Source organism: Streptomyces sp. NPDC058000 (assembly GCF_042886435.1).
In the GTDB taxonomy this organism is placed as follows: Bacteria; Actinomycetota; Actinomycetes; order Streptomycetales; family Streptomycetaceae; genus Streptomyces.
The window spans coordinates 31,891-50,734 of record NZ_JBHVQS010000025.1 but is presented as its reverse complement, the minus strand read 5'-3'; the positions used below and the strand labels follow the sequence as shown (position 1 = coordinate 50,734).

At 72.3% G+C, this 18,844-nt stretch carries 5 protein-coding genes (1 of these 5 cut by a window edge); all 5 read right to left on the bottom strand.

Going from position 1 to position 18,844, the window contains the following annotated elements:
- Positions 1-9 precede the first annotated feature (9 nt).
- Complete coding sequence (locus ACFVT2_RS23515) at positions 10-2,793, bottom strand: ATP-binding protein (protein WP_390021018.1); 2,784 nt, start codon at positions 2,791-2,793, stop codon at positions 10-12.
- On the bottom strand, positions 2,783-5,644 hold the full coding sequence (locus ACFVT2_RS23510) for a LuxR C-terminal-related transcriptional regulator (protein ID WP_390021015.1): 2,862 nt from the start codon (positions 5,642-5,644) through the stop codon (positions 2,783-2,785). Before ACFVT2_RS23510 ends, ACFVT2_RS23515 begins: the two co-directional genes overlap by 11 nt.
- Positions 5,645-5,646: 2 nt before the next feature.
- Positions 5,647-8,565 (bottom strand): AAA family ATPase, encoded by a 2,919-nt coding sequence (locus tag ACFVT2_RS23505; protein ID WP_390021012.1) that lies wholly within the window; start codon positions 8,563-8,565, stop codon positions 5,647-5,649.
- A gap of 437 nt (positions 8,566-9,002) precedes the next feature.
- Complete coding sequence (locus ACFVT2_RS23500; RefSeq protein ID WP_390021009.1) at positions 9,003-9,752, bottom strand: thioesterase II family protein; 750 nt, start codon at positions 9,750-9,752, stop codon at positions 9,003-9,005.
- Positions 9,753-10,057: 305 nt separating this feature from the next.
- Positions 10,058-18,844: the 3' end of an SDR family NAD(P)-dependent oxidoreductase gene (locus ACFVT2_RS23495; RefSeq protein WP_390021006.1), read on the bottom strand. The gene runs 24,423 nt beyond the window's last position; only the last 8,787 of its 33,210 coding nucleotides appear in the window; the start codon falls outside the window, past its right edge; it ends in the stop codon at positions 10,058-10,060.

Genomic DNA, 18,844 nt, shown 5'->3' with positions numbered 1-18,844 from the left:
AACGCCGGGTCACCGACCCGGGAGCGCGTTCACCAACTCACGGCGGCCGGAGACACCGAGCTTCCGGTAGGCACTGGTGAGGTGCTTCTCCACGGCCCGGGAACTCACGCCGAGTTCGGTGGCGATGCCCTGGTTGGTCAGGCCCCGCCCCACCAGGGACACCACGCGCCGTTCGCTGGGGGTGAGGGTGGCGACCGGCGGCACGGTGGCGCTGCCCAGGCCGTGTTCGGCCCGTTCGGCGAGCCAGGGAACGCCACAGGCCGCGCCGATCCCCGCGGCCTCCCGCAGCACCGCCTCGGCCTCCGGGCCACCGTGCAGTCGCTGCCCGAGGACGATGAGCGTACGGGCCAGTTCCACCTCGTAGGACGAGGCGCGGAGGATGTCGACGGCCTCGCGCAGCAGGTCGATTCCGTCGTCCCGCAACAGCCAACCCTTCAGGCGCAGGGCCCGACCCAGGTTCGTCGGCGCACCCCAGTGCCGGGCCCACCTCAGCTCGTCCTCGGCGAGTTGCAGCGCCGCTTCGGTCTCGCCGAGCCGCTGGTGCAGGCCGATCGCATACGGACGCCACGGCAGCAGCGCGGAGTTGCGCCAGCCCGCGGTCTCCAGTCGGCGGCCGCAGGCCAGCAGCGCGTCCAGGGCATCGCGCCCGCGGCCGCGCTGGGTGTCGACGCCGGCCTGGAGGATCTGCCTGGTGGCGGTGAGGGCGAGTCCGACCGGGCGGCGGTCGCGGGTGCGTGCCAGGATGCGTTCGCTCAGGGTCCGGTCGCGCAGTTCGAAGGCGACCGAGGCGAGGGTCATGACGGCCGGTTCCAGCCAGCCGCTGGTGTCCATGGTGAGGGCGCTTTCGACGTGTTCCCGGGCCGCGGCCGGGCGGCCCTGCGTCATCAGGACGAAGGCCCGCTCGGCGGTCAGCAGCACGTCGTCCGCGCCGGTCGCGTAGAGGCGTCGGGTGCGCTGTTCGCTGGACAGCCAGGAGGCGACGCCCTGCACGGACTCGGCGACGAACAGCGAGATCATCACGAGCGGCAGCGTGGTGTGGGCGTGGGCGGCGGTGGCCGGTTCGCGTTCGAGGATGCGGTTGCCGGTCCGGGTGATCTCCTGGGCGCCGAGCCGGCCGCTCAGCGCGCCCGCGCACAGCAGCACCGAGACCAGTTCGCGTTCGGCGACGCTTTCCACCGGGGGCCGCGGTCCCATCCGCCGCAGTCGGTCGACCGACGACGTCAGCTCGACGGGGTTCTCGTGGCCGGAGTGCCGCAGCCACGCCTCCAGCCGCAACGCGAGCGCACCGGTGCCCTCCTCGTCCCGTTGGGCCGGGTCGTCGAGCGTCCTGGCGGCCTGCCGCACCAGCTCGACGGCGGGCTGTCTGGGGGTGGCGAGCAGACTGGGCGGGACGCGCAGGGCGGCGGCGGCCCGGTCCCGCGGGGCGCGCAGCAGGGCGACGGCCTGGCTGACGTGCCGTACGCAGGCATCGGGGTCGATGGCACGCTCGGCGGTGGCCAGGTCGATCAGGAGCCGGGCCCGGCAGTCGTCCTGGGTGCGGTGGTGCAGCAGGGCACGGCGCAGGTACCGGGCGGCGTCGCCGGGCCGCCCCGCGCGCAGTGCGTTGACGGCGGCGGCCCTCAGGACGCTCTCCGACCAGGGCCGGCCCGGGTGGACGACGGCCAGCAGATGGCCGGCGACCTGTTCGGCCGGCCGCCCGCAGCGGTACAGCAGATCGGCGGCGGCGTCGTGCGAGCGTTCGCGTTCGTCGAGGGTGAGGAGGGAGTCCACGGCGTCCCGGACGACCCGGTGGACGAGGCGGACCTCCCGTCCGCGGGCGAGCAGGCCGGTATGGACCAGGGCGCGGCGGGCTCCGGAGAAGCCCACCTCGTCGACGCCGGCGAGCTGGGCGAGGAGCGCCGGGTCGCTGTGGTCGCCCAGGGCGGCCACCGCGACGACGACATCGCGCACCGACTGCGGCTGGATCCGTAGGTGGCCCGCGATCCGGTCGCGCAGCACGGCCGGGCTCAACTCCCCCACGGATGCTGCCTGTTCGCGGCTCGCCGGATCTCCGGTGTGGCGTAGCGCGCTGCGGAAGGCGGTGAAGAACAGCGGGTTGCCCCCGGACGCTTCGTGCAGGGCACGCACGAGTGCGTCCTGCGGTGGCCGTCCGTGCGCTTCGGTGAGCAGGGTGCGGGTGGCGTCTCGGGTCAGCGGTGCCAGGCGGAGGACGTCGCGGGCGGCGCCGACCACCTCGCGTACCAGGGGGTGCCGGGCCCGGTGGTCGCCGTCGGCGAGCGTGCACACCAGGAGCGCGCGCAGGCCGTGCAACCGCCGGGTGAGGTGCGCCAACCAGCGCAGGGAGGGGCCGTCGGCCCACTGGAGGTCGTCGACCAGGATCAGCAACCGTTGGTCCCCGCCGGCGTCGGCCAGCAGCGACTGGGCGCCCTGGAGGACGGCGTCGGAGACCGCATGGGCGGGGTCGGTACCGGCGGGGCAGTCGCCGAGGTCCATGAGGCGACTGACGTACTCGGTTCCGGTGGTACGGCCGGCGGGCCCGGCGCTGCCGGCTCCGGACAGCAGGTGGTCGAAGAGTTGGCGGGCGATCCCGAACGGGAAGTCGCGTTCCCGCCATGCGGCGCAGGCCCGGAGCACGCGGGTGCCGTCGCCGGCGAGCTCCGGCACCCGGCGCAGCAGGGTCGAGCGTCCGCTGCCGAGGGGGCCGGTGACGAGGAGGAGCGAGGAGTCGCCTGCTTCCGCGCCGTCGAGGGCGGCCCGGATCCTGGCCAGTTCCTTCTCCCGCTCAAGAAGCATCCGCGACCGGCCCTTCCAGCGCCTCCAGGAACCGGTACAGCTCGGTGCGTCCGCCGATCTGCAGTTTGCGGTAGGCGTTGCTCAGCCGGAGTTCCACGGTGCGCCGGCTGACGGCGAGTTGTTCGGCGATCTGACGGTTGCCGTGGCCGCGGGCGGCGAGCAGCACGGTGCTCTTCTCCGCTTCTGACATGGCGCGCCAGCCGGGTGGGACGACGGTGGTGCGCGGTACGGCGGCGACGGGAGCGGGGCGGGCCGGGACGGACAGCGTGCGGGCGGTGGTGGCGAGATGACTGGTGGGATGGACGGCGACGATCTGGGCGATCTCCGCCAAGGAGCGTGCGGCCGCGGCCGTGTCCCCTTGTGCCGTCTCGGCGCCGGCCTGGCGCAGTCGGCTCCAGAGGTAGGCGAGGCGGGTGGGCGAGTCACGCAGTAGGGCGGTGGCCTCGCGAGTCCGGCGGACGGCCTGGTCGTGGTCGTCGTCGAAGAGGCGCCGCGTCCGCAGGCGGGCGATCCCGCGGGCGCTCGCGGTGCCCCAGTGGTCGGCGAGGGCCAGTTCCTCGTCGCGCAAACGGCGTGCCTCCACCAGGTCGCCGGTCTCCAGGCACGCCTCGGCGGCCAGCGGACGCCAGCTCAGCAGGGCCGGGTTGGACCACTGCCGGCGCAGCAGCCGGCGCCCGGACTCCAGGGACAGTCGCCGCGCCTCCTCCCAGTCACCGTCGGCGGCGGCCAGGCGGGCGCGGGCGAACAGCAGCGAGGGCCACCACACACCCTCCTCGCTGCCGGCGGGCACCGGAGCCACGGCGAGCTGCCGCGCCCGGTCCGGTCGGCCGGCCTCCACGCTGACGAGGATGCGGGTGGCGATCAGGTTGGGCAGGGCCCGCGGGTGCCAACTCGCCGGTGGCAGCGCGCGTTCGGCGCCGTCCAGATCGCGTTCGGCGGCGTCCAGCCGGGCCGCGCACAGGTGCAGTCGGGCCCGCAGGTTCAGGATGCGGGCGGCCAGGCTGCGCAGGTGGGCGCGGCGGGCGGTGGCGAGCATCCCTTCCAGGCCGTGCACCGCCTCGTCGTGGTCGTCGGTGGCGAACAGCGCGGCGCAGGCCGCCAGCCGCGGCATCATCAGGCTCTCCCGCGGGTCGCCGGTGAGGGCGATCCGCGCCAGTTTTCTGGCCTTGTCGGCGTCCTCCCCCGCCGTGGCGAGCTGCCAGGCACGGGCGCCCGCCTGCGCCGGCGGTACCGGTCGGTCGGGCAACGGGGGCACCACGGGGATCATCGGCGCGTCGTCGTCCTGCACGGCGGCCAGCCAGAACAGGGCGACCAGCTCTTCCCGGTCGGCCGGTGCGGCGTCCGGCAGGGCCTCGCCCGCGGTGCGGCGCGCCCACTCGCTGTTGCCCCGGGCGAATCCCAGGTCGATGGCGCGGACGCCCAACCCACCGCTGTTCGGGGGGAGTTCGACGGTGCTGGCGGCGCTGCGGACGAGTTCCCCCAGGCGCCGGTCGCCCGCGTCCGGCCGGGCAACCGCCTCGGCGGCGGCCAGTTCCAGGGTCAGCCGGCTGCGTTCGTCGGGGCCGAGGGGTTCTTGGAGGGCTCGGGAGAGACAGGCACAGGCACGTTGGTGGTCCTCGCGGCGGAGTGCGGCGGCGAAACCGCGGCGCAGCAGCGGCACGACCCAGGGAGCGCCGAGCGGCGGCGAGCGCAGCAGGAGGTGGGCGACGTCCTCGTCGTTGACTCCGCAGCTGTGGGTGAGTTCGGCCGCGCGGGCGTACAGGTCGGCGCGCTCCCCGGCGGGCATGTCCTCGATGACGCGCGCCTTGGAGGCGGGGAAGCGGATGTGGACCTTGTCGCCTACGGACACCGTCAGGCCGACGCTCGCCAGCAGGGTGCGGATCCGGTCCTCCGACAGGGAGCGGGCGCCGGCGAGGGCGTGCACCCGGGAGAAGTCGAGCAGGTCGCCGCAGACGGCCAGCGCCCGCAGGACGGAGTTCACTTCGGACGGTAGGCCGTCCAGGGCACGCACGGTGTGGTCGCCGACGACGCCTGCGGTGAGGGCGTGGAGTTCGGGGAGGTGGGCGGCGTCAGCGGGATGGTCGAGGCCGGTGAACTCGCGCAGTACGTCCCGCAGGACGGCCGGGTTGCCGGCGGTGGCGGAGGTGAGTGCGGCGACGAACTCCTCGTCGCCGGGGGTGCCGCAGTACGCGCGGACGGTGGCGGCGACCCCGCGGTCGGTGAGCGCGGGCACCACGACGTGCCGGGCGGGCACGGCGTCCCGGTGCGCGGGGCCCGTAGGGGCGTTCCCCTCGGTGTCGAATGCCTTGGTGCCACCGCAGCTACTGGCCAGGACGGCGAGCGGGAGGTGCGGGCCGAGGTGGTGCAGCAGGGTCTGCAGCCAGGTGTGGGAGGCCGGGTCCAGCCACTGGGCGTCCTCGACCACCACCAGGGTGGGTGCGATGCCGGCGCATCTCAGCACGTCCGCGATCCCGGGCAGGGGCGGGGGCCCGTCGTGGCCGATCAAGGCGTTCAGGGTGCTGCCGTCGGGGCCGCCGAGGGCGGCCAGCAGTTGGAGGACGGCGCCGTGCCTGAGGTCGCGTTCGGCGGGTGTCGCCTGGGCCCGCAGGACGCGCAGCCCGTCGTGCCTGGCACGACAGGCGCCCCAGCGGACGAGGGCGTTCTGGGCGTGGCCCGGCCGTCCGGTCAGGGTGAGGACCGACCCCGCTCCCTGGCCGAGCCGGTGCAGGAGGTCGCCGATGAGCCGCTGCTCCCGGCCGCATTCGAGGAGCATGGCGGGGTCGCCGTGGGCGTCGGGTGCGCACTGCGGCGTGCAGGTGATCGGATGGTTCCGCGCCTTGCTCAGGTGCACCGCTACCTCTCGTCCTGTTCGTCTCCATCGCGTCCGCGTGCTTGGGACACCCAGGCCGGTGGCTGTCGGCCGGAAGGGCGCCTGGTTTCCAGAACGGTGAACAGTTCCGGACGTCCGCCGACCCCGAGCTTCCGGTAGACGCTCGTGAGATGCGTTTCGATGGTCCGTACGGTGACGAAGAGGCTTTCCGCGATGGCGCGGTTGCTTGCGCCGGTCACCGCGAGGTCCGCGACGGTGCGTTCCATCCCGGTCAGCATGTCGAGCGGTGAGGTGGTCATCCGGCGTACCCGGCCGCCCGCGGTGACCAGCAGTTTCCTGGCGGCGTCGCCGAGCGTCAGGGCACCGCAGCGCTGGGCGAGGTCGACGGCGGCGCGCAGGTGTTCCCGGGCGGCGCGCAGGTCGTCGGCCTGGAGGTGGGCGTGTCCGAGGAGGAGTTCGGCGCGGGACTCCATGGCGCGGGCCGGGGAGGCCCCGAGCAGGGCGACCGCCTCGGTGAGGTGCTCGATGCCGGAGCCGTCCGGCGCGGCCACTCCCTGTGCCATGTGGGCCAGGCCGAGGCTGCTCGTCGTACCCCAGCGTTCGGCCAACTCCGTTCCATAGGCGGCGAGTTCACGTGCTTGGCCGTGGCGGTCCAACAGTGCCAGGAGCACCGCGCCCTCGGCCCACCACGGGAGGAACGCCGGGTTGCTGACGCGGGATTCCTCCAGGGACCGGCCGCAGGCGAGGAAGAGGTCGAGGGCGCCTTGGAAGTCGCCGCGGGCCCAGCGGGCGTAGGCGCGGGCCGCCAGGTACCAGTGGTACTCGATGACGAACCGTTCGAGGTGGCCGCGTGTGATGCCGTCCAGGACCTGTTCGGCGCGTTCGGGCTCGCCGCGGTCGACGAGGGCGGTGGCCAGGGCCACGCGGGGCAGTACGGCGGTGTCGCCCCAGCGTTCCTCGCCGATGATCTCCATGGCGGTCTGGGCGTCGGCGAGGGCGTCCGGGAAGGCCCCCACCCCATGGTGGAGGAGGGCGCGGGTGGAGAGCGCGAGGACGTACGTCCACACGGCGGCGTTGTCCTGCCCGTACTGGAGCATGAGGTCCAGCGCGTACTGGGCGTCCGTGATCTCGTCGGCGAGGGTCAGCGCGAAGGACGCGGACAGCAGCGACCAGGGCTCCAACTCGACGCCGGGCGAACGCAGGGCGCGGCGGGCCTGGTCGACGGTCGACCGGGCGTCGCGGCCGTCCATGGCGGTGAGAACGGTGGTCATGGCCAGCATCTGCCGCTGGGCCGGGGTGTCACCGGGCGGCAGGGTGAGCCGGGCCGCCCGGTCGCGGACCGCACCGATGGTCGCCTTCTCGTCGGCGCCGACGATGAGCAGGACGGATTCCACGAGGGTCCGCAACTCGCGGTCGGCAGGGCCTGGTTCGGGGCCCGTTTCGGCCGCCAGCTCGGCGAGCACGTCCTCCAGCATGCGCACCCCGGACGGGGACTCCTGCACGGCCAGGCAGGTGAAGCCGTACTGGACGGCGACTTGGGCGCGGGTGCGGACGTCGGTGGCGAGGGACAGCGCTTCCTTGAGGAGGCGGATCGCCTCCGGCGGGTTGATCTCGGCGAGCGCGCGGGCCATTTGGATGCGCACGGCAACGTTGTCCGGTTCCACCTCCAGGACCCGGTACAGGCAGCGCACTCCGGCCTCCGGGGCGCCGCGGCGCTCCGCCTGCGCGGCGGCGTCGCGCAGCACCCCGGCCATCCACGGCTGGTTGAGCACCGGCAGCAGCATGAGTTGGCCGGCCAGTTCCTCGGGGGGCCGGCCGGCGTCGCTGAGCAGCAGCGCGGCGCTGGTGCGGAGTTCGGCCAGGGTCGTCGGGGCGACGTCGTCGAGGACGGCGGAGCGGACGACGTCGTGGACGAAGTCGATGCGGTCGGTGGCCACGATGCCGGCCCGGCGCAGCACGAGCAGGGCCTCGTCGACGGTGGCGGCCGGGACGCCGGCGAGGGCGGCGAGGAGTTCGGTGGACTCCTCGCCGAGTACCGCGACGGCGCGGGCGACCTCACGCACCCAGGGTGGCCGGCGCTCCAGCAGACTGCGCACGGAGCGGGCCAGGACGTGGCTGCCCACCTCGGCGGCCCGGCGCTCCCCGGCGGCGTCCGGCTGCACGCCTTCGGCGCGGAGTTCGTCGAGGAGGCGGGTCAGGGTCAGCGGGTTGCCGCCGGACACGGCGGCGACCCGGGCGACGAACGACGGTGCGGCCGCGCTCCGGAAGACCCGGCGCACCATCTCGCCGACCTGGTCGTGGTCGAGCGGGTGCAGACGGAGCACGGTGGGGCGGCGCTGGGAGGCGAGGTCGGCGAGCACCGCGGGCGCGACCGGTTCGGCTTCGCTGCGCCGGGCCAGGACGACCAGGAGCGGCAGGTCCTCGGCGCGCCGCAGCAGGAAGTCGATCCAGGCCAGGGAGCGTTCGTCGCACCAGTGGACGTCGTCGAGGACGAGGACGAGCGGACGTTCGGCCATGAGGCGGGCGGCGAGCCAGTACAGGCCGTGCAGCACCGGGTAGGCGGCGTTGGCGGCCTCGTGGCCTACGGGGTCGGCGGTGAGCGCGGGCAGCGCGCGGGCCGCCAGTCCCTCCAGCAGGGGCGAGTGGTGGGCATCGCCGCCGCTGAGGCCGAGCCCGCCCAGGAGTTCGCGTACGCCGCTGTAGCCTGCGCCCGCAACGGTCTCGCCGCAGGTGCCGTACAGCACGGTCGTGCCCTGGCAGGCGTCACTCGCGGTGAAGGCCCGCAGCAGGCTGGTCTTGCCCATGCCGGCCGGCCCGTGCAGCAGCACCAGGCCGGCGCGTCCACCGCGGGCGGCCTCGGCGTGCCGGGCGAGGGTGTGCAGTTCGTCGTCGCGTCCCACCAGCGTGGTCGGTAAACCGGAAGCGCCGGACGGGTTCTGCATGACGCGTTCCTCCACGTGGGGTGAGAACAGAAGCCGACCTCGCGCCGTCGCGTTCCGGGACCGCGGCCGTCCGGATGCGCGCAAGCCCGGGCGGCCAGGAGTGACATGTGCGGAGCGGCCGAGGGGCACGCTTCGCACATGTACCATCACAAGATCATATAGCGCAGTGCGGGGTGAATAGGCAGCACCTGTCAGACATTTGACGTTCTCCGAACAGCCCGCCGGCGGACACCCGGCCAGCCAGGAACACCGGCCGGCAGGCGTACCCGCCGCACGCTCGCCGCGCGCCTGCCGCACGCGGGAGGGTGCTCCACTGACGGACGCCACCCGCGCCACCGAGTACCGGAAGTGCCGTACTCGGAAGTGCCGTACTCGGTGGCGCGGGCACGCCACGGGCCGTCCCGCTGACCGCCGGAGGAGGTCCGCGAGCCCTGGGACTAGGAGGTGAAGTGGTTCCGCAGCAGGTCGATGACCGCCGGGGCCTCGGAGCTGAGGAAGAAGTGCCCGCCGGGATAGACCTTGAGGTCGAAGTCCCCTGTGGTGTGGCCGCGCCACGCCTCGGCCTCGTCCAGGGAGGTCTTGGGGTCGCGGTCGCCGGTGAGGACGGTCAGCGGGGCCCGGACGGTGACGTCGGGCCGGCAACGGTAGGACTCGATGGCCTGGTAGTCGCTGCGGATCGCGGGCAGGATCATCCGCAGGATCTCCTCGTCGCCGAGCAGCGCGGCGTCGGTCCCGGCGAGCAGCTTCAGTTCCTGCACGATGCCGTCGTCGGACCGCCTGTGGACGGACTCGTCACGCACCCGGGAGGGGGCGCGGCGGCCGGAGGCGAAGAGGTGGGTCAGCTCACCGCCGTCGGCCTCGAAGCGCCGGGCCACCTCGAAGGCCAGCGTCGCGCCCATGCTGTGCCCGAAGAAACTGGTCGGCCGCTCCTTGAGGAGGGGGCGCAGCGCGTCGTAGACCTGGTCGGCCAAGGTGCCGAGGTTACTGACGCCGGCTTCCTTGTGCCGGTCCTGACGCCCCGGGTACTGGATCGCGAACACCTCGGCCACTGAGGAGAGTTGGGCCGATACGGGGAAGTAGAAGGAGGCCGAGCCGCCCGCGTGGGGAAAACAGAAGAGCCGGGCCGGGGCGGCTGGTGCCGGGTGGAAGCACCGAGCCCACAGGCTCTCCTCGGTGGACGTCGTCATGGGGGACCTCCTAGGGACGAACCGAGTGTCACGCATCGCCGGGCAGCAGCAGCCGGACGCCTCGGCCGGGGACGTGCCGTGGCGTCCTGTGCACGCCGTCACTGCCGGACGAACACGTGGTCACACCGTAACTCTGCGGCTCGCGAAGGGGTTTCCGAGCCGCGGAATTCATTGCACATGATCGGACTGTGGGTGATTCCCTAGTTCTTTGCATTTCTTCAGAAGAGGCCGGTAAGGCCCTCCCCGTGGCCGGAATCCAGCGTCCGGCCACCGGGGGCCCGCCTTGTTCACCGAAATGAACGGGCTCAGTTCAGCCCGAGTTCATCATCCAGGAGCGCGAACATGTCGTCGTCCGACGCCTCGTCGAGGTCGACGTCCTCACCGCCGTCCCCTGATGCCTCCGTCCGCCGCAGCCCGGCCCACTTGGCCTTCAGGACCTCCAGCCGGCCGGCCACCAACTGGTGCTCCCCCGCGTCGTCGAGGGACAACCCGGCGATGACCGCCTCCAGGTTGTCCAACGCCGCGAGCACGGAGCCGGCGCGCGTCGCCTCCTCGGTGCCGAGCCGACCACGCAGATGCCGGACGACGTCGGCCGGCGTCGGGTAGTCGAACAGCAGGGTCGCCGGCAGGCGCAGGCCGGTGGCCGCGTTGAGCCGGTTCCGGAACTCCACCGCGGTCAGCGAGTCGAAGCCCAACTCCTGGAACTGCCGGCCCGCGCCGATCGCCGAGCCGTCGGCGTGCCCGAGCACCACCGCGGCCTGGCCGCGCACCAGCGTCAGTAGGACCTCGTCCTGCTCCGGCGCGCCGAGTCCGGCCAACTGCCGGGCGAGCGCGTCGGCGGACGGCGCCGCACCGGTCGCCGCCGTCCGCCGCGCGGGCGTCCGGACCAGGCCGCGCAGCAGCGCCGGGACGTCCCCGAGCCTTCGGAGCGCGGCGAGATCCAGCCGCACCGGGACCACCAGGGCCCGATCACCGGCCGTCGCCGCGTCGTACAGCGCGAGCCCCTGCTCGACCGCGAGCGGCGGCATACCGGAGCGCGCGAGCCGTTCGGCCTCGGCGTCCGTCAGGGTCCCCGTCATACCGCCGGCCCGGTCCCACGGGCCCCACGCCAGCGACACGCCCGGTAGCCCGGCCGCGCGACGCTGCGCCATCAGGGCATCCAGGAACGTGTTCGCCGCCGCGTAGTTGGCCTGGCCGGCACTGCCGAGTACACCCGCCACGGAAGAGAAGACGACGAAGGCGTCCAGGTCCAGGTCGCGGGTGGCCTCGTGCAGATGCCAGGCGGCATCCGCCTTCGGCCGCAGGACGGTGGCCAGCCGCTCCGCGGTGAGCGAGCCGATCACACCGTCGTCCAGCACACCGGCCGTGTGCACCACCGCAGTCAGCGGACGCCCGTCCGGGACGCCGGCGACGAGTTCCCTGACCGCATCCCGGTCGGCCACGTCACAGGCCCGCACGGTCACCTCGGCGCCGAACGCTTCGAGGTCGGCGACCAGTTTCTCCGCCCCGTCGGCCGCGAGACCGCTGCGGCTGACGAGGACCAGGCTCCGTACGCCCCGCTCGGCCACCAGGTGCCGGGCGAGCAACCCGCCCAGGCCGCCGGTGCCGCCGGTGACGAGCACGGTGCCGGGCGCGGTGCCGGGCGCGGTGCCGGGCGCGGTGCCGGGCCGCCGGCTCCGCGCGTCCGCCGGGCCCTCGGCGTCCGGGACGGCCTCTGGACCGGCCCCTGGGACGGCCTCCGGGACGATGGTGCGGGACAGGCGCGCCGCCTTCACCGTCCTGCCGCGCAGGGCCAGCTGCGGCTCGTCGGGCGTTGCGCGCAGGGCTGCGGCGAGCATGGATGGTGCGGGTGGCGTGGATGGCGTGGATGATGCGGATGGCGCGGTCGCATCGGCCGGATCGAGGTCGGGGTTGAGGTCGGGGTCGGGGTTGAGGTCGAGCAGGCCGAAGCAGTCCGGGTTCTCGGACTGCGCGGAACGGACGAGGCCCCAGACGGCCGAGGCCGCCAGGTCGGTGACACCGGCGTCGTCCACCGACACCGCGCCGCGCGTCACGAACACCAGCCGCGCCGCCGCGAACCGGTCGTCCGCCAGCCACTGTTGGACCTGCTCCACCACCCGCGCGGTGCACTCCCGCACGGCGCCGGGCACATCGGTCGAGCCGTCACCGGCCGCGCCCCCTTCCGCCGGGTCGCCCGACACCGGAACGAGGACGAGGTCCGGCACCGGCTCCTCCGACCCGGCGAGCGCTGTGAGTCCGCCGGACTCCCGCACCACGGACAGGGAGCCCGCGAGGGCATCGACGAGGCCGAACGGGTCGGTTCCGATGACGGCTGCGGACCTGGGGGAAGTGGGCCCCGCGGCCAAGGTGGGGACAGCGGTCCAGTCCACCTGGAACAGGGAGTCCTGATACGCGCCGCCGTCGGCGGCCCTCAGCTGCTCGCCGGTGAGGGTACGGGTGCGGAGGGAATCGATGGTGATGACCGGTGAGCCTGCCGGGTCCACGGCAGTCACCGACACCGCGCCCGCGCCGTCGCCCTCTCCCGCGGGTGCCAGTCGCACCCGCAGCGCCGAAGCGCCCGAAGCGAAGAGGGTTACGCCCTCCCAGGAGAACGGCAAGGCGGGGCCACTGGCCTGGTCGTCGCCGTCGAGGGCGGCGAGCAGGGAAGCGTGCAGGGCGGCGTCCAGCAGCGCCGGATGGAACCCGAAACCGGCCGCCGTCTCAGCCACTTCGTCGGGCGGTGCGATCTCTGCGAACAGTTCGTCGTCGCGACGCCAGACCGCACGCAGGCCACGGAACACCGGACCGTAACCGAACCCGGCATCCGCAAACGCCTCATAGCAGCCCTCGGCATCTACCGGCGCGGCACCCTGCGGAGGCCACACCGCCCCGTCGAAACCACTGACACGGGCAGTCACTCCGGAGGTCAGAACGCCGGTCGCGTGCTGCGACCAGACACTCACACCGCTCTCATCAGGGCACGAGTACACCCCCACAGTACGACGACCCACCTCATCGGAATCACCGACCGCAACCTGCACCCTCACCCCGCCAAGCTCAGGCAACACGAGCGGCGCGGCGAGCGTCAACTCCTCCACCCGATCACAACCCACCTCATCCCCCGCACGCATCACCATCTCCAACAACGCGGTACCCGGCAGGACAGTCCGGGTCATGACGGTGTGGTCGGCCAACCACGGGTGGGACTGCAAGGAGAGACGACCGGTGAACAACATCCCCTCACCCGCGGCCAGTTCCACCGCAGCACCCAACAACGGATGCTCCGCAGAACCAAGCCCAACAGCACGCACATCACCACCACTACCGCCGACCCTGCCCACCGGCCAGAACCACTGACGCTGGAACGCATACGTCGGCAACTCGACCCGCTGCGCACTCGTACCGGCGAAGAAGTCCTGCCAGTCGCCGGTGAGGCCGCGGGTGTGGAGGTGGGCCCGGGCCGTCATGAGTGCGGACTCCTCGCTACGGTCCTTGCGCAGGAGGGGCATGGTGACGGTGTTGCTGGTGCTGGTGCTGTCGAGGGACTGTTGGGCCAGGGCGGAGAGGACGCCGTCGGGCCCGAGTTCCAGGAAGGTGCGGACGCCCGCGGCTTCCAGGGTGGTGACGCCGTCGGCGAACCGGACCGCTTCACGGACGTGCCGCACCCAGTACTCAGCCGAGCACAGTGTGTCGGCCGATGCCAGTCCACCGGTCAGGTTCGACACGACCGGGAGGGACGGAGCGGAGTACGACAGGCCCTCCGCCACCGCGCGGAAGTCCGCCAACATCGGCTCCATCAGCGGTGAATGGAACGCATGCGAGACATGGAGACGGGACGTGCGACGTCCCTGGTCGGCGAAGTGCTGCGCGACGGACAGCACGGCATCTTCGGCGCCGGAGATGACCACGGAGGTGGGCCCGTTGACGGCTGCGATCGACACCTCGTCGGTGAGGTGCCGGGTGGCCTCGTCCTCAGTTGCCTGGATGGCGAGCATCGCGCCGCCGGGGGCGAGTGCCTGCATCAGCGAGGCACGGGCCGCTACCAAGCGACAGGCATCTTCCAGCGTCAGTACGCCGGCAACGTGCGCCGCAGCGACCTCACCGATGGAATGGCCGGCCACGAAATCCGGCCGGACGCCCCAGCTCTCAACCAGTCGGTAGAGGGCGACTTCGATGGCGAAGAGGGCGGGCTGTGTCCAACCCGTCTCGTTCAACAAGTCTGCGGCGTCGCCCCACATCACCTCCCGCAACCCGACCTGGGCAGGAAGTTCGGCATCCAGGCAAGCAACCACGGTGTCGAGGGCCTGCGCGAACACCGGAAAACGGCCGTACAACTCCCGCCCCATACCTAGACGTTGTGACCCCTGACCGGAGAACAACACTGCCGAACCGTCGGCGGATGCCGCGTCGGAGACGACGGCCGGATCGGCGGCACCGAAGGCCAGCGCCCCCAGGGCGTCGGCTGGGTTCGTTGCGTCACCGACCAGCACGACCGCCCGGTGGTCGAACTGCGACCTGCTGGCGACCAGCGAGTGGCCGACGTCGATCGGGCGCAGTCCGGGCCGCTCCACCAGGAGGGCATGGAGGCGTACAGCCTGGGCGCGCAGGGCCTCCGGCGTCTTGCCGGACAGTGCCCAGGGCACCACGGACGGCTCGACGGTGTTCGGTGCCACGGCGGCTGTCTGAGCCACCGGCTGCCGCACATTCTCCGGCTGTTCCAGGATTACGTGGGCGTTGGTGCCGCTGATGCCGAACGAGGAGACGCCTGCGCGGCGGGCCCGGTCGGTCTCCGGCCAGGCGGTCTGCTCGGTGAGGAGTTCGACCGCGCCGGCACTCCAGTCGACGTGCGAAGACGGCGCATCGACATGGAGGGTCTGCGGCAGCACGCCGTGCCGCATCGCCATCACCATCTTGATGACGCCCGCGACACCGGCCGCTGCCTGGGTGTGCCCGATGTTGGACTTGACCGAACCGAGCCACAGGGGGTGCGCCGAGTCGCGGTCGCGCCCGTAGGTGGCGAGAAGCGCCTGGGCCTCGATGGGGTCACCCAGGGTCGTTCCCGTGCCGTGCGCCTCGACCACATCGACATCGACCGTGGACAGGCCACCGCTGGCCAGTGCCTGACGGATCACCCGCTGCTGGGACGGACCGTTAGGAGCCGTCAAGCCGTTGGACGCACCATCCTGATTAACCGCCGAACCCCGCACCACGGCCAGGATCTCGTGACCGTTGCGGACCGCGTCCGACTGGCGCTCCAGGACCAGCATGCCCACGCCCTCCGACCACGCCACACCGTCAGCCGCATCGGCGAACGCCTTTGAGCGGCCATCGGGAGCCAGACCGCGCTGCCGGGAGAACTCGATGAACGTGCCTGGGGTGGACATCACCGTCACACCACCGGCCAGCGCGAGCGTGCATTCGCCGGCCCGGAGGGCTTGTGCCGCGAGGTGCAGCGCGACCAGCGAGGAGGAGCAGGCGGTGTCCACGGTAACGGCCGGGCCTTCGAAGCCGAAGGTGTAGGAAACACGGCCGGAGGCCACGCTGCCCGCGCTCCCCTGGCCCTGGAAGCCCTCGAACTCCTTGCCGCCCAGAATGCTCCCGTAGTCGCTGTACATGACGCCGGCGAACACACCCGTCGCGCTACTACGCAGGGTCAGCGGGGCAATGCCGGCCCGCTCGATCGCCTCCCAGGAGGACTCCAGGAGTAGACGTTGCTGGGAGTCGGTCGCCAGTGCCTCGCGCGGGCTCATCCCGAAGAAGTCCGGGTCGAACTCCCCCGCCTCGTGCAGGAATCCACCCGAGCGGGTGTAGGACGTGCCCAGGTGCTCAGGGTCCGGGTCGTAGATTGATTCGATGTCCCAACCGCGGTTCGTCGGGAAATCGGTGATGGCGTCGCTGCCTTGGCTGACCAGGCGCCACAGGTCCTCGGGGGAGGCGACACCACCCGGATAGCGGCAGGCCATGCCCACCACCACGATCGGGTCGTCCGCCGCCGGCGGAAGCGCCTGGTTGGGCATCTGGGTCTTGTTCTCGACGGTTCCGAACAGCTCGTCCCGCAGGTGGTCAGCGAGGGTGTCGGCGTTCGGGTAGTCGAAGACCAGTGTTGCGGTCAGGCGCAGGCCGGTGGCGGTGCTCAGGTGGTTGCGCAGCTCGACGGCCGTCAGCGAGTCGAAGCCGAGGTCGCGGAATTGTGCCGTGGGGTCAACGGACGCCGGATCGGTGTGCCCGAGGACCAGGGCTGCCTGAGTTCGGACCAGGTCCAGGAGTTCCTTACGGCGCTCGTCGGCCGTAAGCCCGGAGAGGCGGCCGACCAGTCCGGCGACGGTTGCGGAACCGCCGGCCGCCGTCCGGCGGGTGCGGGTCCGTACCAGTCCGCGCAGGATCGCGGGCACCTCGCCCTTCGCGGACAGCGCCGCGAGGTCGAGCCGGACCGGAGCGACGAGCGCTGTATGTGGGATGCCTGGCGCACTGTCGGTACCGGTGGTGTCGGCGCTGCCTGGCGCCGTGCCCAGCGCGTGCGTACCTCCAAGGGCGAGTGCGGCATCGAACAGGGCGAGGCCCTGCTCCGTGGCGAGCGGCGGCATGCCGGAGCGGGTGAGCCGGTCTGCCTCGGCGTCCGTCAGTGTGCCGGTCATGCCGCCGGACTGGGCCCACGGACCCCAGGCCAGTGACAGGCCGGGCAGACCCGCCGTTCGGCGCTGAAGCATGAGCGCGTCCAGGAAGGCATTGCCGGCGGCGTAGTTGGCCTGGCCGGCACTGCCGAGCACACCCGCCACGGAAGAGAAGACGACGAAGGCGTCCAGATCCAGGTCGCGGGTGGCCTCGTGCAGATGCCAGGCGGCATCCGCCTTCGGCCGCAGGACGGTGGCCAGCCGCTCCGCGGTGAGCGAGCCGATCACACCGTCGTCCAGCACACCGGCCGCGTGCACCACCGCAGTCAGCGGGTGCGCGTCCGGAACACCGGCGACGAGCGCCGCCACTGCACTGCCCTTGGCGACGTCGCATGCCTGGACGTTCACGTCGGCACCGTGCGCCGTCAGTTCCGCCACCAGTTCCGTGGTGCCCGGGGCGTCCGGGCCGCGCCGGCTGACGAGCAGGAGGTTGCGGACACCGTACCTGTCGACGAGGTGCCGTGCGAACTGCGCACCGAGTCCACCTGTGCCACCGGTGATCAGGACGGTTCCGACCGGGTCCCAGTCGGTGGGAGCGAGGGCGCCGGCCGGGGATGTCAGGCGGGCCAGTCGGGCGGCGTGCAGGTGTCCGTCGCGTAGCAGCAGCTGCGGTTCGTCGGAACCGAGGGCCGCGGCGAGGGCTGCATCCGATGCGTCGGATCCGTCGGATGTCTCGGATGTGTCGGATGCGTCGAGGTCGATCAGGCCGAAGGCGCCCGGGTGCTCGGTCTGGGCCGAGCGGACCAGGCCCTGGACAGCCGCCGCGGCGGGATCCTGGCCACTGGCCGCGCCCCGGGTCACGAAGACCAGACGCCCGGCGGCGAGGCGTTCGTCGGCCAGCCATGCCTGGATCGTGTGCAGGGCATCGGTGGTGAGTCGGTGAGCCGCGTCTGCGGTCGCACCGTCCCTGGTGCCGCCTTCGTCGGTGTCGTCCTGTGCGGTGACACCGACGAGTGTGATGGCGGGTACGGGTGCCTCGGGACCGGCGGCAGTCAGCGCGCCGACGTTCTCGTACGCGTCCACGGTTGCGCTGGTGGAGCGGCCGAGCGCATCGGCGAGCCGCAGGTGGTCGGGGCCGAGGATCGCGACGGTGGCGGTCGGGGTTGTCTGGTCGGCGGGGACCGCGGTCCACCGGACGCCGAACAACGCATCGCGCAGGTGGACGTCGGTACCGCCGCCCGCCTCGCTGGTGAGGGTGCGGGTGCGGAGCGAGTCGATGGTGATGACCGGTGCCCCTGTCGGGTCCACCGCACTCACCGACACCGCACGTCCACCCACTCCCGCGCCCGCGGCCTCGCCCGCGGGCGCCAACCGCACTCGCAACACCGAAGCACCCGAAGCGAAGAGCGACACACCTTCCCAGGAGAACGGCAAGGCAGGACTGCTGGCCTGGTCGTCGCCTTCGAGGGCGGCGAGCAGGGAAGCGTGCAGGGCGGCGTCCAGCAGCGCCGGATGGAACCCGAAACCGGCCGCCGTCTCAGCGACTCCGTCCGGGAGCGCCACCTCTGCGAACAGTTCGTCGTCGCGACGCCAGACCGCACGCAGGCCACGGAACACCGGACCGTAACCGAACCCGGCATCCGCGAACACCTCATAGCACCCCTCGGCATCTACCGGCGCGGCACCCTGCGGAGGCCACACCGCCCCGTCGAAACCACTGACACGGGCAGTCACTCCGGAGGTCAGAACGCCGGTGGCGTGCTGCGACCAGACACTCACACCGCTCTCATCAGGGCACGAGTACACCCCCACAGTACGACGACCCGCCTCATCAGAATCACCGACCGCAACCTGCACCCTCACCCCGCCAAGCTCAGGCAACACGAGCGGCGCGGCGAGCGTCAACTCCTCCACACGATCACAACCCACCTCATCCCCCGCACGCATCACCATCTCCAACAACGCGGTACCCGGCAGGACCGCCCGGCCCATGACGGTGTGATCGGCCAACCACGGATGGGACTGCAAGGAGAGACGACCGGTGAACAACATCCCCTCACCCGCGGCCAGTTCCACCGCAGCACCCAACAACGGATGCTCCGCAGAACCAAGCCCAACAGCACGCACATCACCACCACCACTACCGCCAACCCTGCCCACCGGCCAGAACCACTGACGCTGGAACGCATACGTCGGCAACTCGACCCGCTGCGCACTCGTACCGGCGAAGACCGCGGACCAGTCGATCTCGGCGCCGGAGGTGTGCAATTGAGCGAGTGCGGCGAGCGCGGTCGGTTCCTCGGGGCGGTCCTTGCGCAGTAGCGGGACCGTGAGGGAGGACTCGGTGAGGGACTGGCCTGTCATGGCGGAGAGGACGCCGTCGGGCCCGAGTTCCAGGAAGGTGCGGACGCCCGCGGCTTCCAGGGTGGTGACGCCGTCGGCGAACCGGACCGCTTCACGGACGTGCCGCACCCAGTACTC

Bases quoted from the DNA above. Each gene is read 5' to 3' on its own strand.
- ACFVT2_RS23515 (WP_390021018.1), bottom strand. From the start codon at position 2,793: ATGCTTCTTGAGCGGGAGAAGGAACTGGCCAGGATCCGGGCCGCCCTC.
- ACFVT2_RS23505 (WP_390021012.1), bottom strand. From the start codon at position 8,565: ATGCAGAACCCGTCCGGCGCTTCCGGTTTACCGACCACGCTGGTGGGA.
- ACFVT2_RS23500 (WP_390021009.1), bottom strand. From the start codon at position 9,752: ATGACGACGTCCACCGAGGAGAGCCTGTGGGCTCGGTGCTTCCACCCG.